The 24,170-nt window shown below is 55.2% G+C and carries 15 protein-coding genes and 1 tRNA gene; 13 read left to right on the forward strand and 3 right to left on the reverse strand.

Translation table 11 applies throughout. The annotated features are described in order from the left end of the window. Window positions 1–114: 114 nt before the first annotated feature. Window positions 115–191, reverse strand: a tRNA-Arg gene (locus tag WKJ04_RS09925). Window positions 192–408: 217 nt separating this feature from the next. On the opposite strand from WKJ04_RS09925, the gene WKJ04_RS09930 reads away from it, so the two are divergent. Continuing rightward, on the forward strand, window positions 409–1,983 hold the full coding sequence (locus WKJ04_RS09930; RefSeq protein ID WP_337880282.1) for an L-lactate permease: 1,575 nt from the start codon (window positions 409–411) through the stop codon (window positions 1,981–1,983). Here WKJ04_RS09930 and WKJ04_RS09935 read toward each other — a convergent pair. After that, the gene (locus WKJ04_RS09935; RefSeq protein WP_337880283.1) at window positions 1,963–3,939 is read right to left on the reverse strand and encodes a winged helix-turn-helix domain-containing protein; all 1,977 of its coding nucleotides are present in this window, start codon (window positions 3,937–3,939) and stop codon (window positions 1,963–1,965) included. The two genes, WKJ04_RS09930 and WKJ04_RS09935, sit on opposite strands and share 21 nt — an antisense overlap. Window positions 3,940–4,054: 115 nt before the next feature. Between WKJ04_RS09935 and WKJ04_RS09940 the strand changes: the two genes are divergently transcribed. Then, complete coding sequence (locus WKJ04_RS09940; protein ID WP_337880284.1) at window positions 4,055–4,870, forward strand: hypothetical protein; 816 nt, start codon at window positions 4,055–4,057, stop codon at window positions 4,868–4,870. A gap of 112 nt (window positions 4,871–4,982) precedes the next feature. Further along, window positions 4,983–7,982 (forward strand): ExeM/NucH family extracellular endonuclease, encoded by a 3,000-nt coding sequence (locus tag WKJ04_RS09945; protein WP_337880285.1) that lies wholly within the window; start codon window positions 4,983–4,985, stop codon window positions 7,980–7,982. A gap of 183 nt (window positions 7,983–8,165) precedes the next feature. Here WKJ04_RS09945 and WKJ04_RS09950 read toward each other — a convergent pair whose 3' ends face one another. Further along, window positions 8,166–11,000, reverse strand: a complete 2,835-nt coding sequence (locus WKJ04_RS09950) for a TonB-dependent receptor (RefSeq protein ID WP_337880286.1) — start codon at window positions 10,998–11,000, stop codon at window positions 8,166–8,168. Between the two features lie 343 nt (window positions 11,001–11,343). On the opposite strand from WKJ04_RS09950, the gene agaR reads away from it, so the two are divergent. From agaR to WKJ04_RS10000, 10 genes are all read left to right on the forward strand, one after another. Beyond that, a complete protein-coding gene (gene agaR / locus WKJ04_RS09955) occupies window positions 11,344–12,123 on the forward strand; it encodes a transcriptional repressor AgaR (protein ID WP_337880287.1) in 780 nt (259 codons plus the stop codon). Window positions 12,124–12,140: 17 nt separating this feature from the next. Further along, window positions 12,141–13,514 carry a Gfo/Idh/MocA family oxidoreductase gene (locus WKJ04_RS09960; RefSeq protein WP_337880288.1) on the forward strand — a complete coding sequence of 458 codons (1,374 nt, stop codon included), beginning with the start codon at window positions 12,141–12,143 and terminating at the stop codon, window positions 13,512–13,514. Between the two features lie 10 nt (window positions 13,515–13,524). Then, window positions 13,525–14,781 carry a class II D-tagatose-bisphosphate aldolase, non-catalytic subunit gene (locus tag WKJ04_RS09965; protein ID WP_337880289.1) on the forward strand — a complete coding sequence of 419 codons (1,257 nt, stop codon included), beginning with the start codon at window positions 13,525–13,527 and terminating at the stop codon, window positions 14,779–14,781. Between the two features lie 8 nt (window positions 14,782–14,789). Further along, window positions 14,790–15,929 (forward strand): SIS domain-containing protein, encoded by a 1,140-nt coding sequence (locus tag WKJ04_RS09970; RefSeq protein ID WP_337880290.1) that lies wholly within the window; start codon window positions 14,790–14,792, stop codon window positions 15,927–15,929. Between the two features lie 2 nt (window positions 15,930–15,931). Then, complete coding sequence (locus WKJ04_RS09975; RefSeq protein ID WP_337880291.1) at window positions 15,932–16,861, forward strand: ROK family protein; 930 nt, start codon at window positions 15,932–15,934, stop codon at window positions 16,859–16,861. Continuing rightward, window positions 16,861–17,994, forward strand: a complete 1,134-nt coding sequence (gene nagA, locus WKJ04_RS09980) for an N-acetylglucosamine-6-phosphate deacetylase (RefSeq protein WP_337880292.1) — start codon at window positions 16,861–16,863, stop codon at window positions 17,992–17,994. Before WKJ04_RS09975 ends, nagA begins: the two co-directional genes overlap by 1 nt. 74 nt (window positions 17,995–18,068) lie before the next feature. Further along, window positions 18,069–19,367 (forward strand): sugar MFS transporter, encoded by a 1,299-nt coding sequence (locus WKJ04_RS09985; protein ID WP_337880293.1) that lies wholly within the window; start codon window positions 18,069–18,071, stop codon window positions 19,365–19,367. 85 nt (window positions 19,368–19,452) lie between these two features. Then, window positions 19,453–20,307: a transporter substrate-binding domain-containing protein gene (locus tag WKJ04_RS09990; RefSeq protein WP_337880294.1), complete on the forward strand. Its 855-nt coding sequence runs from the start codon at window positions 19,453–19,455 to the stop codon at window positions 20,305–20,307. A gap of 2 nt (window positions 20,308–20,309) precedes the next feature. Next, window positions 20,310–21,818, forward strand: a complete 1,509-nt coding sequence (locus WKJ04_RS09995) for an ATP-binding protein (protein ID WP_337880295.1) — start codon at window positions 20,310–20,312, stop codon at window positions 21,816–21,818. A gap of 172 nt (window positions 21,819–21,990) precedes the next feature. After that, a complete protein-coding gene (locus WKJ04_RS10000; RefSeq protein WP_337880296.1) occupies window positions 21,991–24,168 on the forward strand; it encodes a M3 family metallopeptidase in 2,178 nt (725 codons plus the stop codon). Window positions 24,169–24,170 lie beyond the last annotated feature (2 nt).

The raw sequence follows: 24,170 nt of genomic DNA on the forward strand, positions 1-24,170 counted from the left end.
TGCTTCGCAGGCCAGCTAAAGCTGTCCAAAAACGCTCCCAGCGTTTTTGTCGAAAAAGGTTCAAATCTGTGGATACAACAAACAAAAAAACCGCCGAATGGCGGTTTGATTGTTTGGCGCACCCATCAGGATTCGAACCTGAGACCTCTGCCTCCGGAGGGCAGCGCTCTATCCAGCTGAGCTATGGGTGCGCGACGCTGGGCATTTTATGGAGCTTTGTTGTTAATGTCCAGCCAGCAGATTAGTTTAATCTGGTCGGCTGGGTGTGATGGCACAAAAAAGCAGCAACTGGCCCGCCGCGTCTGTGCTTGATCAGGCTCAATGCGGTGCATAAAAAACACACAAAGCACTTTCCACAGGCTTTTCCTGCCGTTACCTTAATGAAAACCCCCGGGAAAAGGATTTTCTATGTCTGCCCTGCAATTGGCCACTGCGCTTTTTCCTGTGCTGAGCATTCTGCTATTGCTGGCGCTGTTGCAGCTTTCTGCCCGTCTTGCCATGTGTATTGGTTTGCTGGGAACGGCGTTGCTGGCCGTTCTGGTCTGGCAGATGCCCTGGTTGCAGCTGGCCGCTGCGGTGCTGGAAGGCTGGCTGATCGCCCTGTCGGTGTTATGGATAGTCTTTGGCGCCATGTTGCTGTTGCATCAGTTGCAGCTGCAGGGCCGCTTTGAACTGATACGGCAGAGTTTTTGCCAACTGACGCCAGACCCGAGAAAACAACTGCTGTTGGTTGGTTTTTTGCTGGTCGCCTTTCTGGAGGGGGTCGCAGGTTTTGGTACGCCAGCCGCCATAGCGGCCCCTTTATTGATCAGCCTTGGGTTTCAGCCTCTGGCCGCCGTCATTCTGGCGCTGATTGCCGATTCAGTGCCGGTATCCTTTGGCGCCATAGGCACCCCGGTGCTGGTGGGTATTGCCCAGGGCATGGACGCTCCGCTGGCCGTCAATGCCATTGCAGTACAGGCCGCTGCTATTGATTTGCTGGCGGCCCCGCTGATCCCTGTCTATATGCTGGCGCTCTATTGCCGCTGTTTCAGTGCTGAAAAAAGCTGGCGCTATTTCTGGCCGGCCTTGCCCTGGGCGCTGGCCTGCGGTGTGCTTTATGCGTTCAGTGCCTGGCTGGCCGCCCGCACTCTGGGGCCTGAGTTTCCGACCGTACTGGCGTCCTTCAGCACCATGCTGTTGCTGGCGCTCGCCTTTAAAACAGGCCAGCCGAAGCACAACACCAGCAACACCACATCACGCCAGTTATTGACGGCCTGGTTGCCTTATCTGTGCCTGATCAGCCTGCTGATCGCAAGCCGCTTGCCCGAGTTGCCGTTGAAAAACTGGCTGCAAAGCTATCAGTGGCAGTTTGACACCATTCTTGGCACTGCCATCTCCACCAGTCTGCAGCCCTTGTATTTGCCCGGCACTTTGTTTGTTCTCACAGTGCTGGTGTTTTTACCGAAAAACCGCGCTGCCTTGCCTCAGTTTGCCACCTTAGGCTGGCAGAGCCTGCAAAAAATTGGCCCAGCGGCCCTCACCCTGGCCACCGCCGTGCCTATGGTGCGGATCTTTATTCATTCCGATCAGAACCTGGCCGGTTTGCCCGCCATGCCACTTTATCTGGCCGACTGGGCTGCAGCGCACCTGCAGCAGCTCTGGCTTTGGTGCGCTCCGGTACTTGGTGCTTTGGGCTCTTTTATTGCTGGCTCCGCCACATTTTCCAACCTGATGTTTGCTCAGTTGCAGCTGGGAATAGCCCAACAGGCCGGGCTGGAAGCCAATCTGGTGCTGGCGCTGCAAATGCTGGGCGCCAATGCCGGCAATATGATTTGTGTGGTGAATATAGTGGCGGCCTGTGCCGTGGTGAAATTGCAGCAGCAGGAAGGCAAAATACTGCGTTACACCCTGCTGCCTATGCTGCTGTACACAGCCCTGGTTGGCATGGTGGCCCAACACCAGTCCCCCCTGGCCGCTTTATCACTCAGCACCCAGTTTTAAGGACCAAATCGCCCTTTGCTGGTGGCTGCTTTGTTCACAGACCAGCTGCTCTGAACCCAGCAGGCGGCACTGTTTGCCTTGTGCATGCAGCCGCTGCGGTGCGCCTTTATCCAGCTGTTGCAGCCACCAGCTTCCCTGGTACTGCGCCAACAGCTGCTGCCCCTGCAGCTGCCAGTGACGCCAGCCATGCACTGGAAAATCCGCCACCATCAGTTCAGCGTCGTGGCCCTGGCGCCAGCGAAACAGGCCTGGTTTCGAAAAAGTGCTGTAGTAGTAATAGCCTTGGTGGTCCGGCCCCTGCACACTGTACCCCTCAGGAGGAGCTAACAGTTTTGGCTGATGAGCCGCAGACTCCAGCCGGAATAAACGCCAGATGCCCTGCTGCAATGCGCTGAACAGCACAGCGCCGTCAGAAGAAAAAGCCGCGTAATGCACCTGACTGAACTGTGCACCCAGTTGTTGCCAGCGTTCTTGTTGCCAGAGAAACAATTTGTCATTGGCGGCCATCAGTAATTGCTCACCGTCGGCAGACCAGCTGAGCGCTGACACAAAATGCAAAGGCTCCGGTGCGGGCCAGGGCACTGCAGTGTCTCCCTGAGGTTGTCGCAGCAGGCGCAGGCCCTGGCTGTCGCTGGCCACATAGGCCAGCGTTCCTTGCGGGCTCAGCGCCGGGTTGCCGTAACGTCCCGCCCCTTGCGGGTACAGCGGCAGCACATCCCCACTGAATGTCTGGGCCACTATCTGACTCAGGTAATCAAAACGCTCTGCCAGCAACAGATCCGGCCCGGCACTTCGAAACCTCGACCAGCCGGCCTCCTGCGTCAACAGCTGCAACCCGCCATCGTTCAGGCCAAGCAAATACACAGCCTGCGCCGTGGTGAGCAGCACCTGATCCGGCAAAACCCAGTGCATCGACGTGGGAGCCAGCGCCTCAGGCATTTGCCGCACCAGCCGCCCCTGCACATCCAGCTGTTTCAGCACCACCGTCTGGCCGTCAAGGTATTCCAGCACCAGCAGCTCGTTTTCTGCCGCCGACAAGGCAAACAGGTAATCGCCCAGGCCATTGCCTGCCACAACGGGCTGGGTGAGCTGGCGACGCTGCCCCGTTTCCAGATGCAGCGCATGCATGGCATAAGGTGCTGAAATATCGGGTCTTTCATTAAAAAACAGCCACCCCGATTTTTTTGCATAAGCCAGCTGGTTTGCGGACGCCCGAGGGCAAGGGCTCAACGGCTGGCTGTGACCTGTGGTCAGCTCCAGCCTGACCAGCTCGCAGTCACGCTCTTCTTCATTTGACCAGCGCAACGCGACTGCCTGCTGCTCACTGATCAGCGCAAAATCCAGATAAAGGTAAGCGTCAGACGTCAGCGCCTTGGCCTCAGTCCCCTGCTGTACCCACAGTTGTGACGGCCTGTCTGCCGCCGCTCTGTGTAAAAAAAACAGTCGCTCCCGCCCCTGAAGGGCCGCTTTAAAGCTTTCGCCCCCAAGACGGGTGACAGGTTCAGCCCCAAAAAGCCTGTACTGCTGGGTCTGGCGGGGCCAGAACCCAATCAGCAGCACCAGCAAAAGCAACCCCATGAGCAGCACCATCCCCCGTCCAATGAACGGTGTTCTGACTGGCGTTATAACCTGTGGCGGTCGTTCGTGGCAGGGCTGAACCCCAGTCAGCTGATAACCCAGCTTACTGACAGTGTGCAGATACACAGGATGTTTCGGGTCGGCTTCCAGCAGTTTGCGCAGTTCGGCGACAGCCCGGTTGACCGCCGCGTCACTGACAATACGGCCTTGCCAGACCTGCTCCATCAGCTCTTGCCGGCTGACAGCCCTGTCGGGCTGCTGACAAAGATACAACAGCAGCGCATAAATTTTGGGTTCACAGTGCAGCCGCTGTCCCTCTTTGTATAACTGTGCGCTGCGCTGATGCAGCCGGACAGCACCTATCTGATAGTCCATCATAAACCTATGATTTTATTTGAAATTGCCATTTCATTATTAAAAGATTGTTACTTTATTGTCGACGCTTTGCAACCGCAGTTTAGTCTGCAATCAGGTGTTGACTGGAGATGTGTGTATGCAAGGTGATGAGTTACGGCAGTGGGTGCTGGGATTATCCGCTTTGGTGTTGTCGGCTTGTGGTGGCAGCAGTCCGTCTGCCGGAACAGGTCAGCTGCCTGTGCCTGATACAGGGGAGATTCCACCTGCGGCCGGAAATCTGAGCGTGCCGGACAGACGGCAGGCACGGCCAATCCGGGTACTGCTGATTGGTAACAGCCATGCGTCTGGTGTGGCGCCGCAGCTGAGCCGCCTGTTGCAACTGGGGTTACCGGGAACTGACAACGAACTGAGTTTTATCGGTTTTGTGTTTCTGGACAGTGCAGCAGCCAGCAGCAGCGCCTTGCAACAGATTGACCAGGGTGGCTGGACTCACTTAATCCTGCAAGGGCAAAAATACTCGCAATCCGGCACTGTTGATTACCCGACCGGCGAAACGGAGTTGTTGCTGCACAGAGGCAAAGCCGCCAACAGCCAGACCATTCTGTTTCCCGAGCACCCACAGTATGGTGACACCGCAGAGGGTCAACGGGTCTATCAGTTGCATCTGGGCATAGCCCGGCAGCAATCGAGCTGTGTGGCTCCGGTAGGCCCGGTCTGGGATCTGGCCCTGCTTCAGCCCGGTGTGCCGCGACTGCACAGCAATGACGGCAATCACGCCAATGCGTTGGGTTCTTTACTCAGCGCTTATGTGTTGTATCAGGTCATCACAGGACAAAGTGCCGAACTGCTGCCAGAACAGAGCAGCTTGCCCGGCTCAACTGCAGAGCAGGCAAAGCTGCAACAGATCACAGCTCAGTTACTGAGTAGCAAACAAAGTTGCCCTTTTGAATAAGCTAAAAAACATCAAAATATTAACCAAAACTTCACCATGAACTCATTGTAATTAAACACAATCTGTGTAATGTATTTCGCCCACTTTTAACAATAGAGTTACAGGCGTACCCATGCACAAACCTATTACCCTGGCTGCTATTGCAGTGGCACAGGCACTTTCTTTGCCCGTTGTGGCGCAAGTCATTATTTCTGAGTATGTGGAAGGCTCCAGCAACAACAAAGCTGTTGAGCTGGTTAACCTTGGCAGCACAGCCGTTGATTTATCCGGCTACACACTGGAGCTTTATGCCAATGGCTCCACCACAGCCCTGAGCCCGGCCATTAGCCTGAGTGGCACTCTGGCACCCGCTGCTTTACACGTCATTGCCCACACTTCAGCCAACGACGCTTTAAAAGCCAAAGCGGACAGCTTAAAAGCGCTGAACTACAACGGCGATGACGCCCTGGTATTAAAAGCCAATGGCACAGTGGTCGACAGTCTGGGCCGGGTTGGTGAACGGCCAACTTCAGCCTGGACCTCAGGTTCAGTCTCCACCGTCAATATGACATTAAGACGCAAATCCTCGATCACCACAGGCGATACCCTTGTTGATGATGCCTTTGATGTCGCGCTGTCCTATGATGCTTACCCTATTGATGATTTTTCTGATCTTGGCCTCTATAACGGTGTTGGCGGTGGCGGCAGCGTCGAACCCCCTTATGCACATGGAAATTGCGGTGACGCGGTCACATTGATTTCCGCCGTGCAAGGCAGCGGCATGGCTTCCCCTCTGGTGGGTACCACCCTGAGTGTTGAAGGTATTGTCACGGCAGCCATGCCAGGCAGCGCAGGTTTAGGTGGCTTTTATCTGCAGCAGGATCCAGCCCGTTACGACGCCGATGCCTCCACCTCGGAAGGTATGTTTATTGCCAATAGCCTGACGACTGAGGTTCAGCCAGGCCAGTTCGTGCGGGTCAGCGGTGTGGTCGAAGAAAGTTATGGGCAGACCCAGTTGGGCAAACTGGAAGCCATCAGCAGTTGCGGCACTGCGACAGTACCGGACGCCGTAGCCATCAGCCTGCCTCAGACCAGCGCCAACAGCTTTGAGGCACTGGAAGGCATGTTGGTCCGTACTTCGCAGTCGCTGGTAATCAGTGACAACTATGGTCTGGGCCGCTACAACGAAGTGACCTTATCCAGCAAACGCCTGATGACTCCAACCCAGGTTGCCGCTCCTGGCGACGCCGCCAAAGCCGTACAAGCCGCCAATGCGCTGGACCGGCTGGTGCTGGACGATGGTTCCAACCTGCAGAATATAGACCAGCCTTACCCTGCACCAGGCTTAACCGCTCACAACACCTTGCGTACCGGTGATCAGGTGCAGCCGCTGACGGCGGTGCTGGGGTACGGTTTCAGCGCCTATCGTCTGTTTCCGGTCAGCCCCCTGACTTTTGAAGCCAAAAACCTGCGCACAGAACACCCTGTGTTCAGCCAGGAAGGCGACTTCCGGCTGGCCAGCTTTAACGTGCTGAATTACTTTAATGGTGACGGTCAGGGCGGTGGTTTCCCAACGTCCCGTGGTGCCAGCACTGCGGTGGAGTTCGACAAACAACGCAGCAAAATTATTGCCGCTTTAACCGCGCTGAATGCCGATATTGTCGGTTTGCTGGAAATTGAAAACGATGGTTTTGGCGAGTTCAGTGCATTGGCTGATTTAGTCAAAGGCCTGAACGACAAAGCCGGTGCTGAGCAATGGGCTTATGTGGCTGTTGACGCCGAGCAAATTGGCACTGACGCCATTACCTCTGCCATTATTTACCGCAAAGATAAAGTCGAAGAAACCGGCACTGCCGCTTTTACCACTGCTGAACCCTTCCACTACGGCAACAGGCCTCCACTGGCGCAGAGCTTCCGGCATAAGGTGTCCGCCCAGACCATTCAACTGGTGGTGGCCCACTTGCGGTCCAAAGGCAGTTGCCCCAATGCGCAAACTGATGCAGCCAATGCCGACAGCGGCGATGGTCAGGGCTGCTGGAATGCCTACCGGGTGCTGGCGGCACAACAGCTGAGCCAGTGGTTAAGCGGTAACCCCACCCAGGCCACATTAGCACAGGGCCAAAGCGCAGCGTCGTTACCCACACTGCTGCTGGGTGATATCAACGCCTACCTGCAGGAAGACCCGATCCACGCCTTTGCTGACGCAGGTTTTACTGAACTGAGCCAGGCGTTCCACGGTACAAACCAGTACTCCTATTCGTATGACGGCGAAGCGGGCAGTCTGGATCATGCTTTTGCCAATGCCGCCTTGCAGGACCTGGTTGCCGATATTACCGAGTGGCATATCAACGCCGACGAACCAACCATTCTGGATTACAACGAAGAGTACAAATCAGAGCAGGCCAAAGCCAACTTCTTTGCACCAACGCCGTATCGCTCTTCTGACCATGACCCATTAGTGGTGGCGGTGCGTTATGTCAAACCTCAAGTGTCAGCGCAACATTTTGTCATCTCTGAAAATGCTGGCGCCAACACCCTGGTAGGCACTGTGCAGGCCAATGCATTACGTCCTGTGGTGGTTTATCAGTTGTCTGGCCCGGCAGCCAGTTGGTTCAGCCTGTCGCCAGCCGGAGAATTACGGTTGACGGCCCAGGCCAATCCTGATTTTGAAACCGCCCCGGTACTGAGCCTGACGGTGGTTGCTGAGCAGGAAGGTGGTGTCACCTCTGAGCCTGTTCAAATCACAGTCAATCTGACCAATGAAGCGGAACTGCCGCAGATCAATTTCACTCAGCATCTGACCACTGTGGAACAGGATAAAGTGGCCACCATCGCCAGCTTTACGACCTCAGTATTGGGCGAAGGTGCCACAGTGAAATCTGTCACCCTTAATGGCGGCGCTCAGTTGCTGGCGGTCGGAGATGTGCAGAGCACAGGTGCAGCCGACATTATCACCGCAGAAGGAATGGACGCAGGACAGTACGAATTGGTACTGACTGTGACGGACAGCCTTGGCGCCAGCAGCAGTGTCAGTTTTAACCTGGAAGTGACCGCGAAAAAGGATTCCGGCAGTATGCCGTTGCTGTGGACAACCCTGCTTGGCCTGCTGGCATTCAGACGCCGCAAGGCCTGATCACAACCAACAGCCTAAAAAACTCCATGCCAGTCAGTACAGCTGACTGGCATTTTTTTTAGGGCTTGCCGAAAAAGTCGCTAAAGCCATTTGGCAAATTCAACAGCGGCCGCCTGGGCCCATTTCAAAAAAATTGGGGTCAGAGTACGACTCTGGCCCCAATTTGGTTGCCCCCCAACCGGGTTAGAAGCTACCCCGTACCCCAAAAGCCACTTGGGTACCAAAACGTTCCAGGTAGTTCACCTGGTCATCCCGTTTGATATAGCCCCAATACCGGCTGTTGGTCAGGTTGGTTGCTTCAAGGAACACCGTCAGGTTGGGCATCAGGTCATAGCTGGCACTGGCGTCCAGCTGGCCATAATCTGCCACCCAGGCGGCGCCACCCCAGGCTTCCGGGTTGGACACAAACTTCGAACGCCAGTTGTAAGCTAAGCGGGCCTGCAGACCATACTGCTCGTAATACAGCACGGCGTTGTAGCTGGTTTTTGACATGCCCTGGAACGGCAGGTTTTTCGCCTTCAGCTCCGGGTCGTCATAGCTGCTGTCGACATAGGTGTAGTTCAGCTGCCAGCCAAAACCATTCCAGGGTTCTGGCAATAATTCATCCAGCGACTGTTGCCAGGCCGTTTCATACCCTGTCACTTTGGCGCCATAACCTTCGTTCACTGCTGTGGTCACCAGGTAGTCTGTGCCCATCACATTGGCGGCAAACTTCTGCTCGGAAATAAAGGACTGAATATCCTTGATAAAAATCCCGCCGCTCAGGGCGCTGCTGTCGGCATAGTACCATTCCAGCGTGATGTCGGCCTGGCGGGCTTTTTCCGGCTCCACCCCTGGGTTGCCCATTGCCAGCGTTGGCAGGTTTTGTTCGCGGGTGGTGAAGTTCGGCGCCATCCAGGAGCGCAGGTAATACAAAGACGGACGGCTTAACACTTCGGCAGCGGAGAAGCGGAAGATCAGGTCGTCCTGCAGGTTCAGCTTAAAGTTCAGGCTGGGCAGAATATCGCTGTAGCTGTCCTTAAAGCTGACGGCAGTGACGGCACGCCAGTCGTTATTGATGGGCTGACCAGTGCTGTCCAGCTGCACCTTGCTTAAGTCGTAACCAAAACCACTGGAGGTCACGTCAGTACGGCTGCCACGCAACCCCAGGTTCAGCTTAGACGGCATGCCCCACAGCTCAGGTTCCAGCGTCAAAGCAACATAAGCTGTGCTGACGGCTTCTTTCACTTCGTAGCTGCCCGCTTTGTTTTGCACGGCCACAATCGACTTGTCGGCCGCGGCGGCGTTCAGGCTGCGGTAGTACTCCATCAGCTTGTCGTAATCAAAACTTGGCCAAGGCTCGGGGGAAATACTGTCTTCGCCATCGAGAAAGTTATCAAAGTTGGCTGGTACAAACACAGACGAAGGGATCTTAAACAGTTCAAATTCGCCTTTGGTAAACACAGTGCTGTTGTCAAAGCTGTAGCCGTCGCGGGTCAGGTAAAAACCACCGCGGCTGAACTGGCTGGGGTTGGCGGACGCAAACTGGTTTTGGCCTTTGCTTTGCTCCACATACTGCACGCCAGTGCTCAGTTTGCTGAACCAGCTTTGTTCGGGCTGGTAGTCGGCGAACAGTTTCAAATCGTTGATTTCGTCTTTCACGCCGGTGCCGGAGTTGTAGCTGTAATGCGCGCCGTAATCCTGTTCGGCGGTCAGGCCCGGGCCAATCACCACGTCCGGTAATTTATGGCCTGTGCTGTAGTCAATGTCGATGGAATCGACAAAACCGCGGGCCACAATAAAGCGGTTATCGCCGGCGTTTTTATCTTTGGCCTGCGAATGCGCCGCGTCCAGCAACAGGGTCCATTCATGGGTAAGCTGGTATTTGGTATTCAGGCCCAGCTGATAAGTGTCGGTTTTGCGTGGTGTACTGATATTGAGCAGTTCGACCATGGTGTTTTCACCGGTCTGGCGCATCTTCACCACCCTGTCCATCTCGTCGAATAGCGCATCGCTGAACACAGGAGTGCCCGGTGTCCATTCTTCGCCGTAATTGACAAAACCAATCTGATAGCGGTGACCGTCAGTGTTGTACCGCGAGTACAGCGCGTCAAAGTTAATATCCAGCTGCTCAGTGGGCCGCCATTGCAGTGCCAGGGTGCCGCCCAAACGCTCACGCACGTCCTGCGCATTGGCAAAATACATATAACTGGGGATCTTGGACGCAAAAATTTCGCCCTCATCGATCACGCCGTTGCCATTTTGATCCACAGGCACACCGGCGCTGTCGACGCCCCAGCCTTCGTCTTCGTCAAAAAAGCCGTCGGCTGAATAGGTATCTGCCCTCAGGGTTTTCTTCGAATAGACGGCCGAAAACAAGGCGCCAAAGGTGTTGTCGTCATTGTTCTGGCCAATGATAAATGAGGCATGCGGGTGGGTGTCTTCAGTGCGGCTTTCATAAATGCCTTTGGCCGACGCCGACAAGGTCAGGCCATCCTGATCCAAAGGTTTGCGGGTTTCAATGTCGATCACCGCACCAATACCGCCCTCCGGCAGCTGGGCTTCCGGCGACTTGTAGACTTTCAATACGTTCACCAGCTCAGAGGCGATGGTGTCAAAGTTAAAATCCCGCCCCGCGTATTCAGACGCCAGCTTGCGGCCATTCAGTGTGGTCACGTTATAACCGCCGCCTAAGCCCCGCACCAGAATATTCTGGCCCTCACCGCCATTGCGGGTAATGGTAATGCCCGGAATACGCTGCAGCGCTTCCGCCAGGTTTTCATCCGGGAATTTGCCAATATCGTCCGACACCACCAGATCCACCACGCTGGTCGCGTTCTGCTTCTGGAACAACGACTCTTTAATACTGCTGCGAATGCCAGAGACCTGGATCACTTCCACCTCTTTGTCGTCGGCCTGCTTTTTTTTCTGTTCGGCACTGGTTGCTGCCGTGCTGTCCTGCTGTGCCCAGGCTGGCACTGCCGCTAAGGCGGTTGCGATGGCCAGGCTGACTAAAGCTGGCTGTAATTTTGTGTTCATGACTCTCCCCATTCTCTGCTGTTCTGTGCTGGTTCGCTGTGCGTGACCGCTTTTTTATTTGCGACTAACCGAAAGAATTCACAACATTGGAAACTTTCGATTATTTACTTATAGCGTTAATTTCAAACAATGATCAATAACGAAGCACAAAAAAACTTTTATTTATTTTCAATATCTGCCATGCTGTTTAAAACTGAAGTCGGGCGCCGTCACTGGTTTCGGGCTGCAAAGCGCGCCAACACTGAAAACAAAGAATATTGGGTACAGCCGGTCACTTTCGAAAGCTTTCGAAAGCACAGGCAGCGTGGTATGTTCAGCGCATCTGAACAAAACGGAACTAGCTATGGACCACCTGAACACCATTGAACGACAACAGGAAATAGTGCGGCTGACCCAGCAGCAGGGCAAAGTGTCAGTGAAAGAACTGGCTGACCGCTTTTTGGTATCGGAAGTCACTATTCGCAGCGATCTGGCGATGCTGGATCAGAAAAAACTGCTGGTGCGCTCCCGCGGCGGCGCCATGGTGAATTCGGAGCTGAGCCGCGAGTTGTCGTTAAAAGAAAAACGCAGCTGTTATTCCGCACTGAAACAACAGTTGGGGGAAGCCGCGGCGGCCCTGGTGCGGGACGGCGACCGGGTGATCCTGGATTCAGGCACCACCACCCAGCAGGTGGCGGCCAGTTTAACCGGCCATAAAGACCTGATTGTGATGACCAATGGTCTGAATATCGCGATGGAGCTGGCGCAAAGCGATGAAGTGGAAGTGATGCTGACCGGCGGCTTATTACGCAAAAAGTCGATGTCCTTTTACGGCAATATCGCTGAAAAAAGCCTGCGGGATTACAACTTTAACAAGCTGATTCTGGGGGTAGACGGCTTTGATTTAAAAGCAGGTTTAACCACTCACTTCGAAAAGGAAGCCAGCTTAAACCGGCTGATGTGTGACATCGCCAGTGAAATTATTGTGGTGACAGACTCGTCGAAATTTGACCAGAAGGCCTTTCACGTAATCTGCGCCAGCAGCGCTATCCATGCGCTGGTGACCGACACAGGCATACCGGATGCCTATGCCGAAACCTTAACCAAACAAGGGGTGCAGCTGCATCTTATTGAAAAAACATAAAAGACAACGGGGGACTTATGTCTGGTTTTGATCGTCGTTCATTTTTAAAAGCATCCATGGGTGCTGCCGCTTTAGGCGCTATCTCAGCCTGCGCTCAGGCGAATAACAGCAGTACAGGCCTCACCACCAAAGCCAAAGGCCAATCGGTGATGGGGCTGGTAGTGCCAAAAATGGACGAGGTCAGAGTCGGCCTGATTGGGGTGGGTGAACGCGGCACAGGTTATATCAGCCACTTCAGCAATATTGAAGGCGCCCGCATTACCGCCATTTGCGACACAGACCCGCTGACCATTGAACGCGCCAAAGGCCTGCTGGCCAAACTGGGCCGCACCGATGTGGCTTTTTATGGCCAGAATAAGGAGTCCTACCAGGAGCTGCTGGCCCGCCCGGACGTCGATATTGTGGTGATCGCCACGCCATGGGACTGGCACCACCCTATGGCCAAAGCCGCCATGCTGGCCGGTAAACACGCCTTTGTCGAAGTACCCATGGCGCTGACGGTGGAGCATTTGTGGGACCTGGTGAACACCGCCGAAGCCACCCAACGCAACTGCATGATGATGGAAAACGTCAACTACGGCCGCGAAGAGCTGATGGTGCTGAATATGGTGCGTCAGGGCCTCTTTGGTGAACTGCTGCACGCCGAAGCGGCTTATATCCATGAACTGCGCTGGCAGATGAAAGAAATTGAGCGCAAAACCGGCTCCTGGCGCACTTATATGCACACCAGATACAACGGCAATATCTACCCGACCCATGGCCTGGGCCCGGTGTCGCAGTATATGAATATCAACAGAGGGGATCGTTTTGATTACCTGACCAGCGCCAGCTCACCGGCACTTGGCCGCGCGGCCTATGCCCAACGTGAGTTCCCGGCTGACCATGAACGCAACCAACTGAAGTACATTCACGGCGACATCAATACCAGCATTATCAAAACAGTAAAAGGCCGGACCATTATGGTGCAGCACGACACCACCACGCCGCGTCCATACAGCCGCCATAACCTGATCCAGGGCACCAACGGGGTATTCGCCGGCTTCCCCAACCGTATTGCGCTGGAACAGGGCGGCTCAGGGTCTTACCACGACTGGGATTACGATATGGACAAATGGTTTAAGCAATACGACCACCCGCTGTGGACCCGGATGGGTCAGGAAGCCGAAAAAAATGGCGGCCACGGCGGTATGGATTTCCTGATGTGCTGGCGCATGATTTATTGCCTGCGCAATGCTGAGCCGCTGGATCAGGATGTGTATGACGGCGCCGCCTGGTCCGCCGTATTGCCTTTGTCTGTGGCCTCTGTGGCCGACCGCAGCAACTCCAAAGATTTCCCTGACTTTACCCGTGGCGCCTGGCAAACCGGTAAACCACTGGGCATAGTGCGCTAAGGGGTCCCGGATGAGCCGTATCCATCAACTGATTGCCAGCGCCAAAGCAGGCCAGCCCAGCGGAATTTATTCGGTCTGTTCGGCCCACCCTTTGGTGCTGGAAGCCGCCATCCGGCGGGCCAAAGCCGATCAGTCGCTGCTGCTGATTGAAGCCACCGCCAACCAGGTGAACCAGTTTGGCGGCTACACAGGCCAGACACCGGCCCAGTTTATTGCCAAAGTGCAGGCGCAGGCGGCCGGTCTGGGCCTGGCCACTGAGCAGCTGATATTTGGCGGTGACCATTTAGGCCCTGTGGTCTGGCGTAAAGAACCAGCTGAACAGGCAATGCAAAAAGCCGAAGCGCTGATTGCGGCTTTTGTCGAAGCCGGTTTTGAAAAAATTCACCTCGACACCAGCATGGCCTGCGCCGACGACCCGGCGGCGCTGCCGGACGAAGTGATAGCAGAGCGCGCGGCCCGCTTGTGTGCTGTGGCAGAACGCAGCGCCCGCCCCGGTCAGACCTTGTGTTATGTGATTGGCACCGAAGTGCCGGCACCAGGCGGCGTGGCAGAGCTGGAGCACCAGCTTGAACCAACCCCTGTGGCCAATGTGCAGCAGACACTGGACAGCCACCAGCAGGCCTTTGCTGCCGCAGGTTTAACAACAGAGGTCTGGCACAAAGTGATAGCCCTGGTGGTCCAGCCCGGCGTGGAGTTTGATAACCAGTCGGTGCATTTGTATCAGCCGCAGCAGGCGGTTGAACTGAGCCACTTTATTAAGGCCCAGCCAGGTCTGGTGTTTGAAGCCCACTCCACCGATTACCAGAACAGCGCCCTGTTACGCCAGCTGGTGCAGGACCAGTTTGCCATTTTAAAAGTTGGTCCTGAGCTGACGCTGGCCCTGCGCGAAGCGCTGTTTTGCTTAAACCTGATGGAAGAAGAGCTGCAACCTGCTGTCCCTTCAAATTTGCGGGCGGTTTGTAAAGCGCAGATGCTGGCCTCGCCCGGCTACTGGCAAAGTTTTTACAGCAAGCCAGACTGGCAGTTGCTGTACAGCTACAGCGACCGGATCCGTTATTACTGGCCAGAACAGCCGATGCAACAGGCGGTGCAGCAATTGCTGAACAATCTGGCGCAGCCGGTGCCCTTGCCTCTTATTCGCCAGTTTATGCCGGACCTGTACCCAGCGGTTAAACTGGGGCAAATTCCGGCGCAGGCCAAGGCCCTGCTGCTCGCCCGGTTGGATGCAGTGCTCGGCAGTTACGCCACAGCCTGTGGTTTTCATTAAGGATACCTATGTCAGTTGACTCTTATTTAACCCTGCCGGTGGCAGCACTGAAACAAGCAGGCGGTTATTGGACAGCCCGTGAAATCAGTCAGCAGCCGCAGATCTGGCGGCAAGTGACGGCTGAGCACCAGCCAAGATGCGCAGCATTGCAACAGTTTTTACAGCCGTTGCTGGCAACGCCGCTGCTGCGCATTATTCTGACCGGTGCCGGCACTTCGGCTTATATAGGCCAGGCCTTGGCAGCCCATTTGCAGCAACAATTGCAACCGGGCCAACGGGTGGAGGCCATTGCCACCACAGATTTAGTCAGCAACCCCGGCCTGTATCTGGACCCAGCGCTGCCGACCTTGCTGGTGTCTTATGGCCGCTCCGGCAACAGCCCGGAAAGTGTGGCCGCCGTCGAACTGGCCGAGCAGTTAGTTCCGGGTTGCCGGCACCTGCTGATCACCTGTAATTCACAAGGCAAACTGGCGCAGTTCAGCCAGCAAGATCCAGAGCGTTGTTATCTGTATGCCTTGCCAGACGCTACACACGACCAGAGTTTTGCCATGACCAGCAGCTTCAGCTCTATGTATCTGGCGACCTTGCTGACTTTTGCCCCGGACAACACGTATTTACAGCAGCTGATCAGCGGCGCTGAGCAGCTGTTGCAGCACAGGCTGGCCGAGATTAAACAGCAAGCCGAAACGCCGTGCCGCCGTATGGTGTTTTTAGGCAGCGGGCCTTTGCAGGCTATAGCGCGCGAAGCCGCGTTAAAGTATCTGGAACTGACGTCCGGCCAGATCCTCAGCCATTACGAAAGCCCGTTGGGTTTCCGCCATGGCCCCAAATCACTGGTGGACGCCGGCACTCAGGTGCTGGTGTTACAAAGCTCAGATGCCTACACCAGCCGCTACGATTTGGATTTACTGGCCGAACTGCAACGCGACCAGAAAGCACTGCGGCTGGATCGGCTGTCTGAGCAGCAACTGCTCGGCAGCAGCTCGCTGCCGGACGCCTGGCTCGGCTTGCTGCTGATCCTCTGGTGCCAGGCACTGGCCTGCTTTAAATCGATGCAACTGGGCATATCCCCAGACAATCCCTGCCCGGGCGGCCAGGTGAACCGGGTGGTGCAGGGTGTCACTTTGTATCCTTATGTTAAGGCCTGATGATGCAACAGCTCTGTTATGGCCTGGATATTGGTGGCAGCAAAATGGAACTGGCCATTTTTAACGACCAGCTTGCGCTGCAACAAAAATGGCGGGTCAGTACCCCCACCCGTCACTATGGCGATTTCTTAGCCACTGTGGTGGCACAAATTGAACAGGCCGACCGGCTCAGCGGCCACCAGGCGCGGCTGGGCATAGCCTTACCCGGTGTGCTGCGCGAAGACAATACAGTGATTTCCAGCAATGTGCCTTGCCTGACCGGACAGCAGGTTGCCGCCGATCTGACGGCATTGCTGAAACGTCCTGTCGCCATTGGCAATGACTGCCGCTGCTTTGCCTTGTCGGAAGCCATCGCCGGTGCAGGCAAAGGCCAAAACAAAGTGCTCGGCTATATTCTTGGCACTGGCGCCGGCGGCGGATTTTGCCTCAATGGTCAGTTATTGGCTGGCCGGCTGGCCGGGGAATATGGCCATATGGCACTGTCGGCCAAAGTGGCATTGCAGCATCAACTGCCGCTGTACCACTGCGGCTGTGGCCTGACCGGTTGTGTCGAACCTTATATCTCAGGCTCGGGCCTGGCCCGGCTCTACCAGCATTACAGTCAGACTGCAGGCAACAGCCACGATTGGCTGCAAGCCTACCGCGCTGGCGACCAACAAGCCAAAACCACCTTTCTGGTCTATCTGGATGCTTTGGCCGCTCACCTGGCCAGCCTGGTGCTGGCGCTGGAGCCCGACTGTATTGTGCTGGGTGGGGGTATTTCACAAATCCCTGAACTGCTGGAGGCTTTGCCCGCCGTGATGCAACAACACCTGTTTGCCGGGGCATTTGTACCGCCTGTCTTCAGCGCCGAAGGCGGCGATGCCAGCGGCGTGCGCGGTGCCGCCATTTTAGCGCTGCAGTTGTCAGCCCCATTCACAGGACAGTGCTGATGACGGATGCCTTTTATCTCACAGCGCCCAAGTTGCTGCGGCCAACAGGGTTCAGCACTGGCTGGCTGCGAATTGAACAAGGCCGCATCGCCGCAATTGAGGCCAACCCAAAGGCGGATTTGCCACAGATCCAGCTGCCATCTGGCCTGTTGTGCCCTGGTTTTATTGACGTGCAGGTAAACGGTGGCGGCGGTGAGCTGTTTAATACCAACCCCAGCCTGGCTTGCCTGCGCCAGATGATGGCTGCACACCGGCCTTATGGCACCACAGCCATGTTGCCAACTGTGATCACCGACGACCTGGCCGTCATGCAACAGGCAGCTGATGCAGTGGCAGAGGCCATCCGGCTGAACGAACCCGGTATTCTCGGTATTCATTTTGAAGGGCCGCATTTATCCGAAGCCAAACGTGGCTGCCACCCGCTGCCCTTTTTACGGCCGCTGTCGGACGCCGAACTGGCCTTGTACAGCCGACAGGATTTAGGGGTGGTGATGCTGACGCTGGCGCCCGAAGCTGTGCCTGCTGAGCAAATCCGCCAGCTGGTGGATGCCGGAGTCATTGTGGCTTTGGGTCATTCCAATGCCACATCAGCTCAGGTGCTGGCCGCGTTGGATGCAGGTGCCAGCGGTTTTACCCATTTGTATAACGGTATGTCCAACCTGACGTCGCGGGAACCGGGTATGGTCGGCACCGCGTTGGCCGACGGCCGCGCTTATTGTGGACTGATCCTCGATGGCGAGCATCTGCACCCGCTGTCGGCCCGGCTGGCCTATCAGGCCAAAGGCGCTGAACGACTGGTGCTGGTTACAGATGCCATGTCGCCTGTCGGCACCAACCAAAGCGAATTTGTGTTTGCCGGTGGCCGGGTCAGCCGTCAGGGCATGAAACTGACCAATGCGGCAGGTTCGCTGGCCGGTTCAGTGCTGGATATGCAGGCAGCGGTGATTTACGCCATCACCCAGCTGGCAGTCCCACCGGTTCAGGCGTTGCAGATGGCCAGCCTCACGCCCGCTCAGTGGCTGCAACAAACCAATCGCGGCCTGCTGCAACCAGGCGCTGTGGCGGATCTGCTGTGGCTGAATGAGCAGTACCAGGTACAACAAAGCTGGATTGCCGGCCAGACCGGGGGTTAAAAAAATTGGGGTCAGAGTAGTACTCTGACCCCAATTTTTAGCTGCACATTTTATCATTTTACAGGGAGAACCTTATGCAACTGCAGGCTATATCCGGCCGGCCTCACAGCAGCCTGCTGCCAATGCTGCTGATTGGGGCGTTATTTTTTATCTTTGGTTTTGTCACCTGGCTGAACGGGGCCCTGATCCCTTTTCTGAAAATTGCCTGCCAGCTCAATGAGTTTCAGGCCATGTTGGTGGCTTTTGTGTTTTACATTGCCTACTTTGTGATGGCGCTGCCGGTCTCTGGCCTGCTGGCCCGTTATGGCTATAAACAAGGTATGGTGCTGGGTCTGGCCGTGATGGTGCTGGGCGCCCTGCTGTTTATTCCGGCGGCGCTGAGTGCGGCATTTCCACTATTTTTGCTCGCCTTGTTTGTGCTCGGCACCGGCCTGACCTTACTGCAAACCGCCAGCAATCCGTACATTGTCTGCGTCGGCCCACGCGAAAGTGCCGCCATGCGGATCAGCTGCATGGGTATAGTGAACAAAGGCGTCGGTTTTATTGTGCCGCTGCTGTTCAGTGCCTGGGTGCTGACCGGTATGGAGGCATACAGTGACGCTGCCCTGGCGGCGATGACGCCAGAACAGAAACTGCAGCAACTGACCGAATTGTCGGAGCGGCTGATCCAACCCTACCTGCTGATGGCGTTGGTGCTGAGCGCCCTGACCTTGTTTGTCTGGTGGGCGCCCTTACCTAAACTGGACTTTGAACAGCAGCAAAAACGGCATTGGCGTGAGCTGAAGCAGTACCCGCAGGTCTGGCTCGGCGCCCTGACGTTATTCTGTTATGTCGGGGTGGAAGTGATTGCAGGGGACAGCATAGGCCTGTTTGGCCAGCAGCTGGGGGTGGCGAACTTTGGTGTACTGACCTCCTACACCATGGCCTTTATGGTGTTGGGGTATCTGTTGGGCATCGCCTTGATCCCACGATGGATCAGCCAGCCGCAGGCTCTGCTGGCCTCTGCGGTGTTGGGCTTGCTGTTCAGTGCCGGTGTACTGTACTCCAGCCCAGAACATACCCTGCTGGCCGATCTCTTCACTGGCTGGCTCAGCATTGCCGCCATTCCAGACCCGGTGTTTTATCTGGCACTGCTGGGCCTGGCCAATGCGCTAGTCTGGCCCGCCGTCTGGCCGCTGGCATTGCAGGGCTTAGGCGCCTTAACCGCAACCGCCTCGGCCCTGCTGATTATGGGCATAGCGGGTGGTGCCGTGCTGCCGCTGTTCTATGGTTATCTGGCTGGACAAAGCAGCAATCAGGCGGCCTATTGGTTGCTGTTGCCCTGCTACGCGATGATTTTTTATTACGCGCTTCTTGGTCATAAAAAACGCTGAAGGCAGGTCATAAAAGGCGCTGATTTTCAGCCAGGCTTCTGATAAATTCTTCTACAGGGGTAAGGGTTTATCTAAGGCTAACCTGATGCGCTGGTGCTGGCTGTTCTGTTGTTGGTGGTTGTGCGCTGACTGCTTCGCCGCAGCGCAGAAGGTCGTGTATGCCTGGCCCAAAGCCATGGCTGCTGACGAGCGGGGCCATTACCCCATTGCCTTACTGCAGCTGGCGCTGGCCAAAAGCGGTCAACCCTACCAGGCCGTCCCCTCCGAGATTCTGATGTCGCAATACCGCACCCTGCGCCAGCTGGAGCTGGCTCAGGGAGTGGATGTGGTCTGGACCATGACCTCACCTGAACGGGAACGGCAGCTGCGCGCCATTCGCATTCCATTAGACCGGGGCCTGATTGGCTGGCGCCTGTTACTGATCCGGGCCGGGGATCAAACACGCTTTTCTGCCTTGCCACCCTGGCAACTGAAAGAGTTAACCACTGTGCAGGGTCTGGACTGGCCTGACTACGCCATTCTGAAAAGCAATCACTTCAAAGTATTTAACAGCAACAGCTTCGCCGGTATGTTTGATATGTTGCAGGCAAAACGGGTCGATTATTTCCCCCGCTCCGTGACTGAGATTTGGCCTGAACTGCACAGCAGACCCCAACTGAACTTGCAGGTGGCCCCTCAGCTGGTGCTGTATTACCCTGCTGCCTTGTATTTCTTTGTGCAAAAAGACAATAAAGCGCTGGCAGACAGTATTGAAAAAGGGCTTCGGCTGGCGATGCAGGATGGCAGTATGAAACAGCTGTTTCTGCAGCATTTCTCTGAGGTCCTGCAAAAGGCCGATTTGGCAAACCGGATTATTGTGCCACTGACCAACCCCTTATTACCGCCGGAAACGCCGCTGCAAGACAGAGCGTTATGGTTTGACCCACAGCAGGGCTACTGATGATGCCTCAGTTCAGATTTTTACCTTTCAAAGCCACCAACCAGAGTCTGGGTGCGCGCATGGTGTCGGCTGTGCTGGTTTGGACACTGGTGACTGCCGTGCTGATCACCGCACTACAACTTTCAATTTATTATCAGAACGCCCGACAGCAAGCCGAACAACGGCTGGTCGAAATGGAACAAGTCTTTGTGCCAATGCTGTCCGAAGCGCTCTGGACCATAGATGAAACCCGGATCCAGTCTCAATTGCAAAGTTTGCAACGATTACCCGAGGTCAACGGCCTGACGCTGCGCGACGAACTGGGCCGTCAGCTGAGGCTGCAGAAAACTCCGGATGATGAAGTACTGAACCAGCGCCATTACCAGTTGTATTACACCGACAACGACAGCCAGCAACGCCATAAAGTCGGAGAACTTGAGGTTCAGCTCAGTTCAGAGGCAGTGACAGCCCAAATACAGGGTTATGCATTGGCTGTGGCGGTCAGTACCTTAACCACTATGGTGTTGGGTGCACTGCTGCTGTGGTGGTTGTTTCATCACTGGATCAGCAAACATCTGGATCAGGTGGCCACTTACGCAGCGCATTTGGATCTGAATCAACCTGAGCATGAACTGAAACTGGACAGGGAACCACCCAAAAAACCGGATGAACTGGATTTGGTGGTGCAGGCCATTAACCAGATGCAACACCGTATTACGCAGGAATTTACCCAACGTGAGCAGGTAGAACATGAATTGCGTCGACATCAGCACCATCTGGAGCAGTTAGTCGCGGAACGCACTCAACTCTTGCAGCAAAAAACCGAGCTGTTGCAGCGCCAATCTCAGGAACTGGAAGAACAAAACGCCGAACTGAATGCTTATGCCCATACCGTCGCTCACGATTTAAAACACCCGCTGACCAGCCTGATCGGCGCTTCGACCCTGTTGTCACAACCTGAACTGACGCTGCAACTGGAACAACAAAAGCAGTTTCTGCTGCAGATTAAAAACTCAGCGATGAAGATGAACGACATTATCAATGCACTGTTGCAACTGGCCAGTATCCGCAGTGAACACCAGTTGGAAACCACTGTGGTCGATATGCAACGCAGCGCTCAGGAAGCCATGCAACGGCTGGCAGATTTTGCCAGCCAGGAAAACGCCTGCCTGTCGCTGACTGCAGAATTACCCTCGTGCCTCGGCCACGCCCAATGGCTGGAAGAAGTTTGGGTGAATTACCTGTCCAATGCGATTAAATATGCCGGCCCTTCAGCTCGTATTGAACTGGGTGCTTCAGCTGCAGGCTCGCAGGTGAAGTATTGGGTGCGGGACTATGGCAGTGGCGTACCGGCTGAGAAAGTGGCAGATCTGTTTACTGAATTTAACCAGTTTCAGTCCAGTGCACACAGCAGCCATGGTCTGGGTTTATCTATCGTGAAACGCATTATGCTGAAACTGAAAGGGGATGCCGGCTATGAATCCGCCCCTGGCGGAGGCAGCCTGTTCTGGTTCAGTTTGCCCAAGGCCTGAGCACAGAGGCTTTTGTCCTGAGACCCTTTTATCCCACGAAGTCAGCCGTCTATTGCAAAACCTGTTTTTTCAGGGCAGCTTTTGGCATACTCGACCAGTTATAGTGTTACATTATTGCAGATCGTCCATTACAAAAAATTTAACCTCGTGAAGGTCCAAAGGGAGAATTCAAATGCGCAAAACTCTGATTGCCAGCGCCATTGGCGCTGCGGTGGTATTAGCCGCCTGCTCAAAACAACCAGAACAAACCAGCACCACTGTGGCTGAACAAGCAGCACCAGCACCGGAAGCCGCTGCGGCCACCAGCAGCAATCCATTGCTGACAATGAGCCCGCTGCAGTATGAAGCACCACCATTCGATAAAATTAAAGTGGAGCACTACCAGCCAGCCATTGAAGAAGGCATGAAGCAGCACCTGGCTGAAATTGAAGTCATTGCCAACAGCACTGAAGCGGCGACTTTTGAAAATACCATTGTCGCGATGGAAAAAAGCGGTGAACTGTTAAACCGCGCTGCCGGTGTGTTCTTTAATATGACAGGTACGATCAGCAACCCTGAAATTCAGAAAATTCAGGCTGAGCTGGCCCCCAAACTGGCGGCGCACTCAGACAATATCAGCCTGAACCCAAAACTGTTCGCCCGTATCAAAAGCATTTATGACGCCCGTGCCACTTTAAGCCTGGACGAAGCCGCCACCCGCCTGGTGGAAGACCGCTATGAGAGTTTTGTCCGCGCCGGTGCTTTGCTGACTGAAGAGCAAAAAACCCAGATCCGTGCCCTGAATGAAGAACAATCCAAGCTGACAAACAAGTATCAGCAAAACCTGATGAAGATCACCAAAGACATCGCAGTCTTTGTCGACAAAAAAGAAGACCTGGCTGGTTTGTCTGAAGCAGAAATTGCCGCTGCAGCTGAAGGCGCCAAAGCCCGTGGTCAGGAAGGCAAATTCATTATCGAACTGACCAACACCACCCGTCAGCCGGTACTGGCTCAACTGGAAAACCGCGAACTGCGGAAAAAAATCTGGGAGGCCTCTGCCAACCGCGGTACTTCAGGTGAAACCGACCAGCAACCTATAGTGGCCCGTTTAGCTCAGCTGCGTGCCGAACGCGCCAAACTCCTGGGCTTCAACAGCTGGGCAGACTATCAGTTAGAACCCACCATGGCGAAAACACCAAAAGCTGTCTATGACATGCTGGGCTCTATGGTGCCTGCCGTAGTGGAAAACACCAAAAAAGAAGCAGCGGCCATTCAGGAAATGATCAAAGAAACCGGTGGTGACTTTGAGCTGCAACCCTGGGACTGGGAGTTCTACGCGGAGAAAGTGCGTAAAGCCAAATACGACCTGGATGAAAACGAAGTGCGTCAGTACTTTGAGTTTGACCGCGTCTTTAACGACGGCCTGCTGTTCACCATGAACAAGCTGTTCGGTATCACCTTAAAACCACGGCCAGATCTGCCGGTATACCATCCGGATGTAAAAGCCTATGAGGTGTTTGACGCTGATGGCACCAGCATGGCGATTTTCTACGCCGACTACTTCGCCCGCGAAGGCAAACGTGGTGGTGCCTGGATGAGTTCTTTCGTGGATCAAAGCGAGCTGCTGAACAAGAAGCCTGTCGTGGTCAATGTGATGAATATTCCTAAAGGCGCAGCCGGCGAACCGACCCTGGTCAGCTATGACAACGTCACCACCATCTTCCACGAATTTGGTCATGCCGTGCACGGCCTGTTCTCTTCTGTGAAATACCCTTCACAGTCAGGCACTTCAGTATCACGCGACTTCGTTGAATTCCCGTCCACCTTCCAGGAAGACTGGGCGGCCCACCCGGACGTCATTGGCAATTACGCCAAACACTACAAAACCGGCGAAGCCATTCCGGCGGAACTGCTGGCCAAAATCATCAAGTCACGCAGCTTCAACCAGGGTTTCGACACGCTGGAATATATGGCGGCTGCCTTAGTGGATATGGAATGGCACTCCTTGCCAGCCGACGCACCACTGCAGGACGTACAGCAGTTTGAAGCCGCAGCACTGAAAAAACACGGCATTGATATTCCGGCTGTTCCACCACGCTACAAGTCGCCGTATTTTGCCCATGTGTTTGCCGGCGGTTATTCTGCCAGCTACTACGCCTATATGTGGTCCGAAATTCTGGCGGCTGACGCTTACGCTTTTGTGCAGCAACAAGGTGGTCTGAAGCTGGAAAACGGACAAAACTTCCGTAAAAACATTCTGTCGATTGGCGACACCAAAGACCCCATGGAAGCGTACAAAGCCTTCCGTGGCCAGGAACCGACCACAGATGCACTGTTAATCCGCCGTGGTTTAAAAACCGGCATTAACTAAAG

This window comes from Rheinheimera sp., assembly GCF_037442345.1.
In the GTDB taxonomy this organism is placed as follows: domain Bacteria; phylum Pseudomonadota; class Gammaproteobacteria; order Enterobacterales; family Alteromonadaceae; genus Pararheinheimera.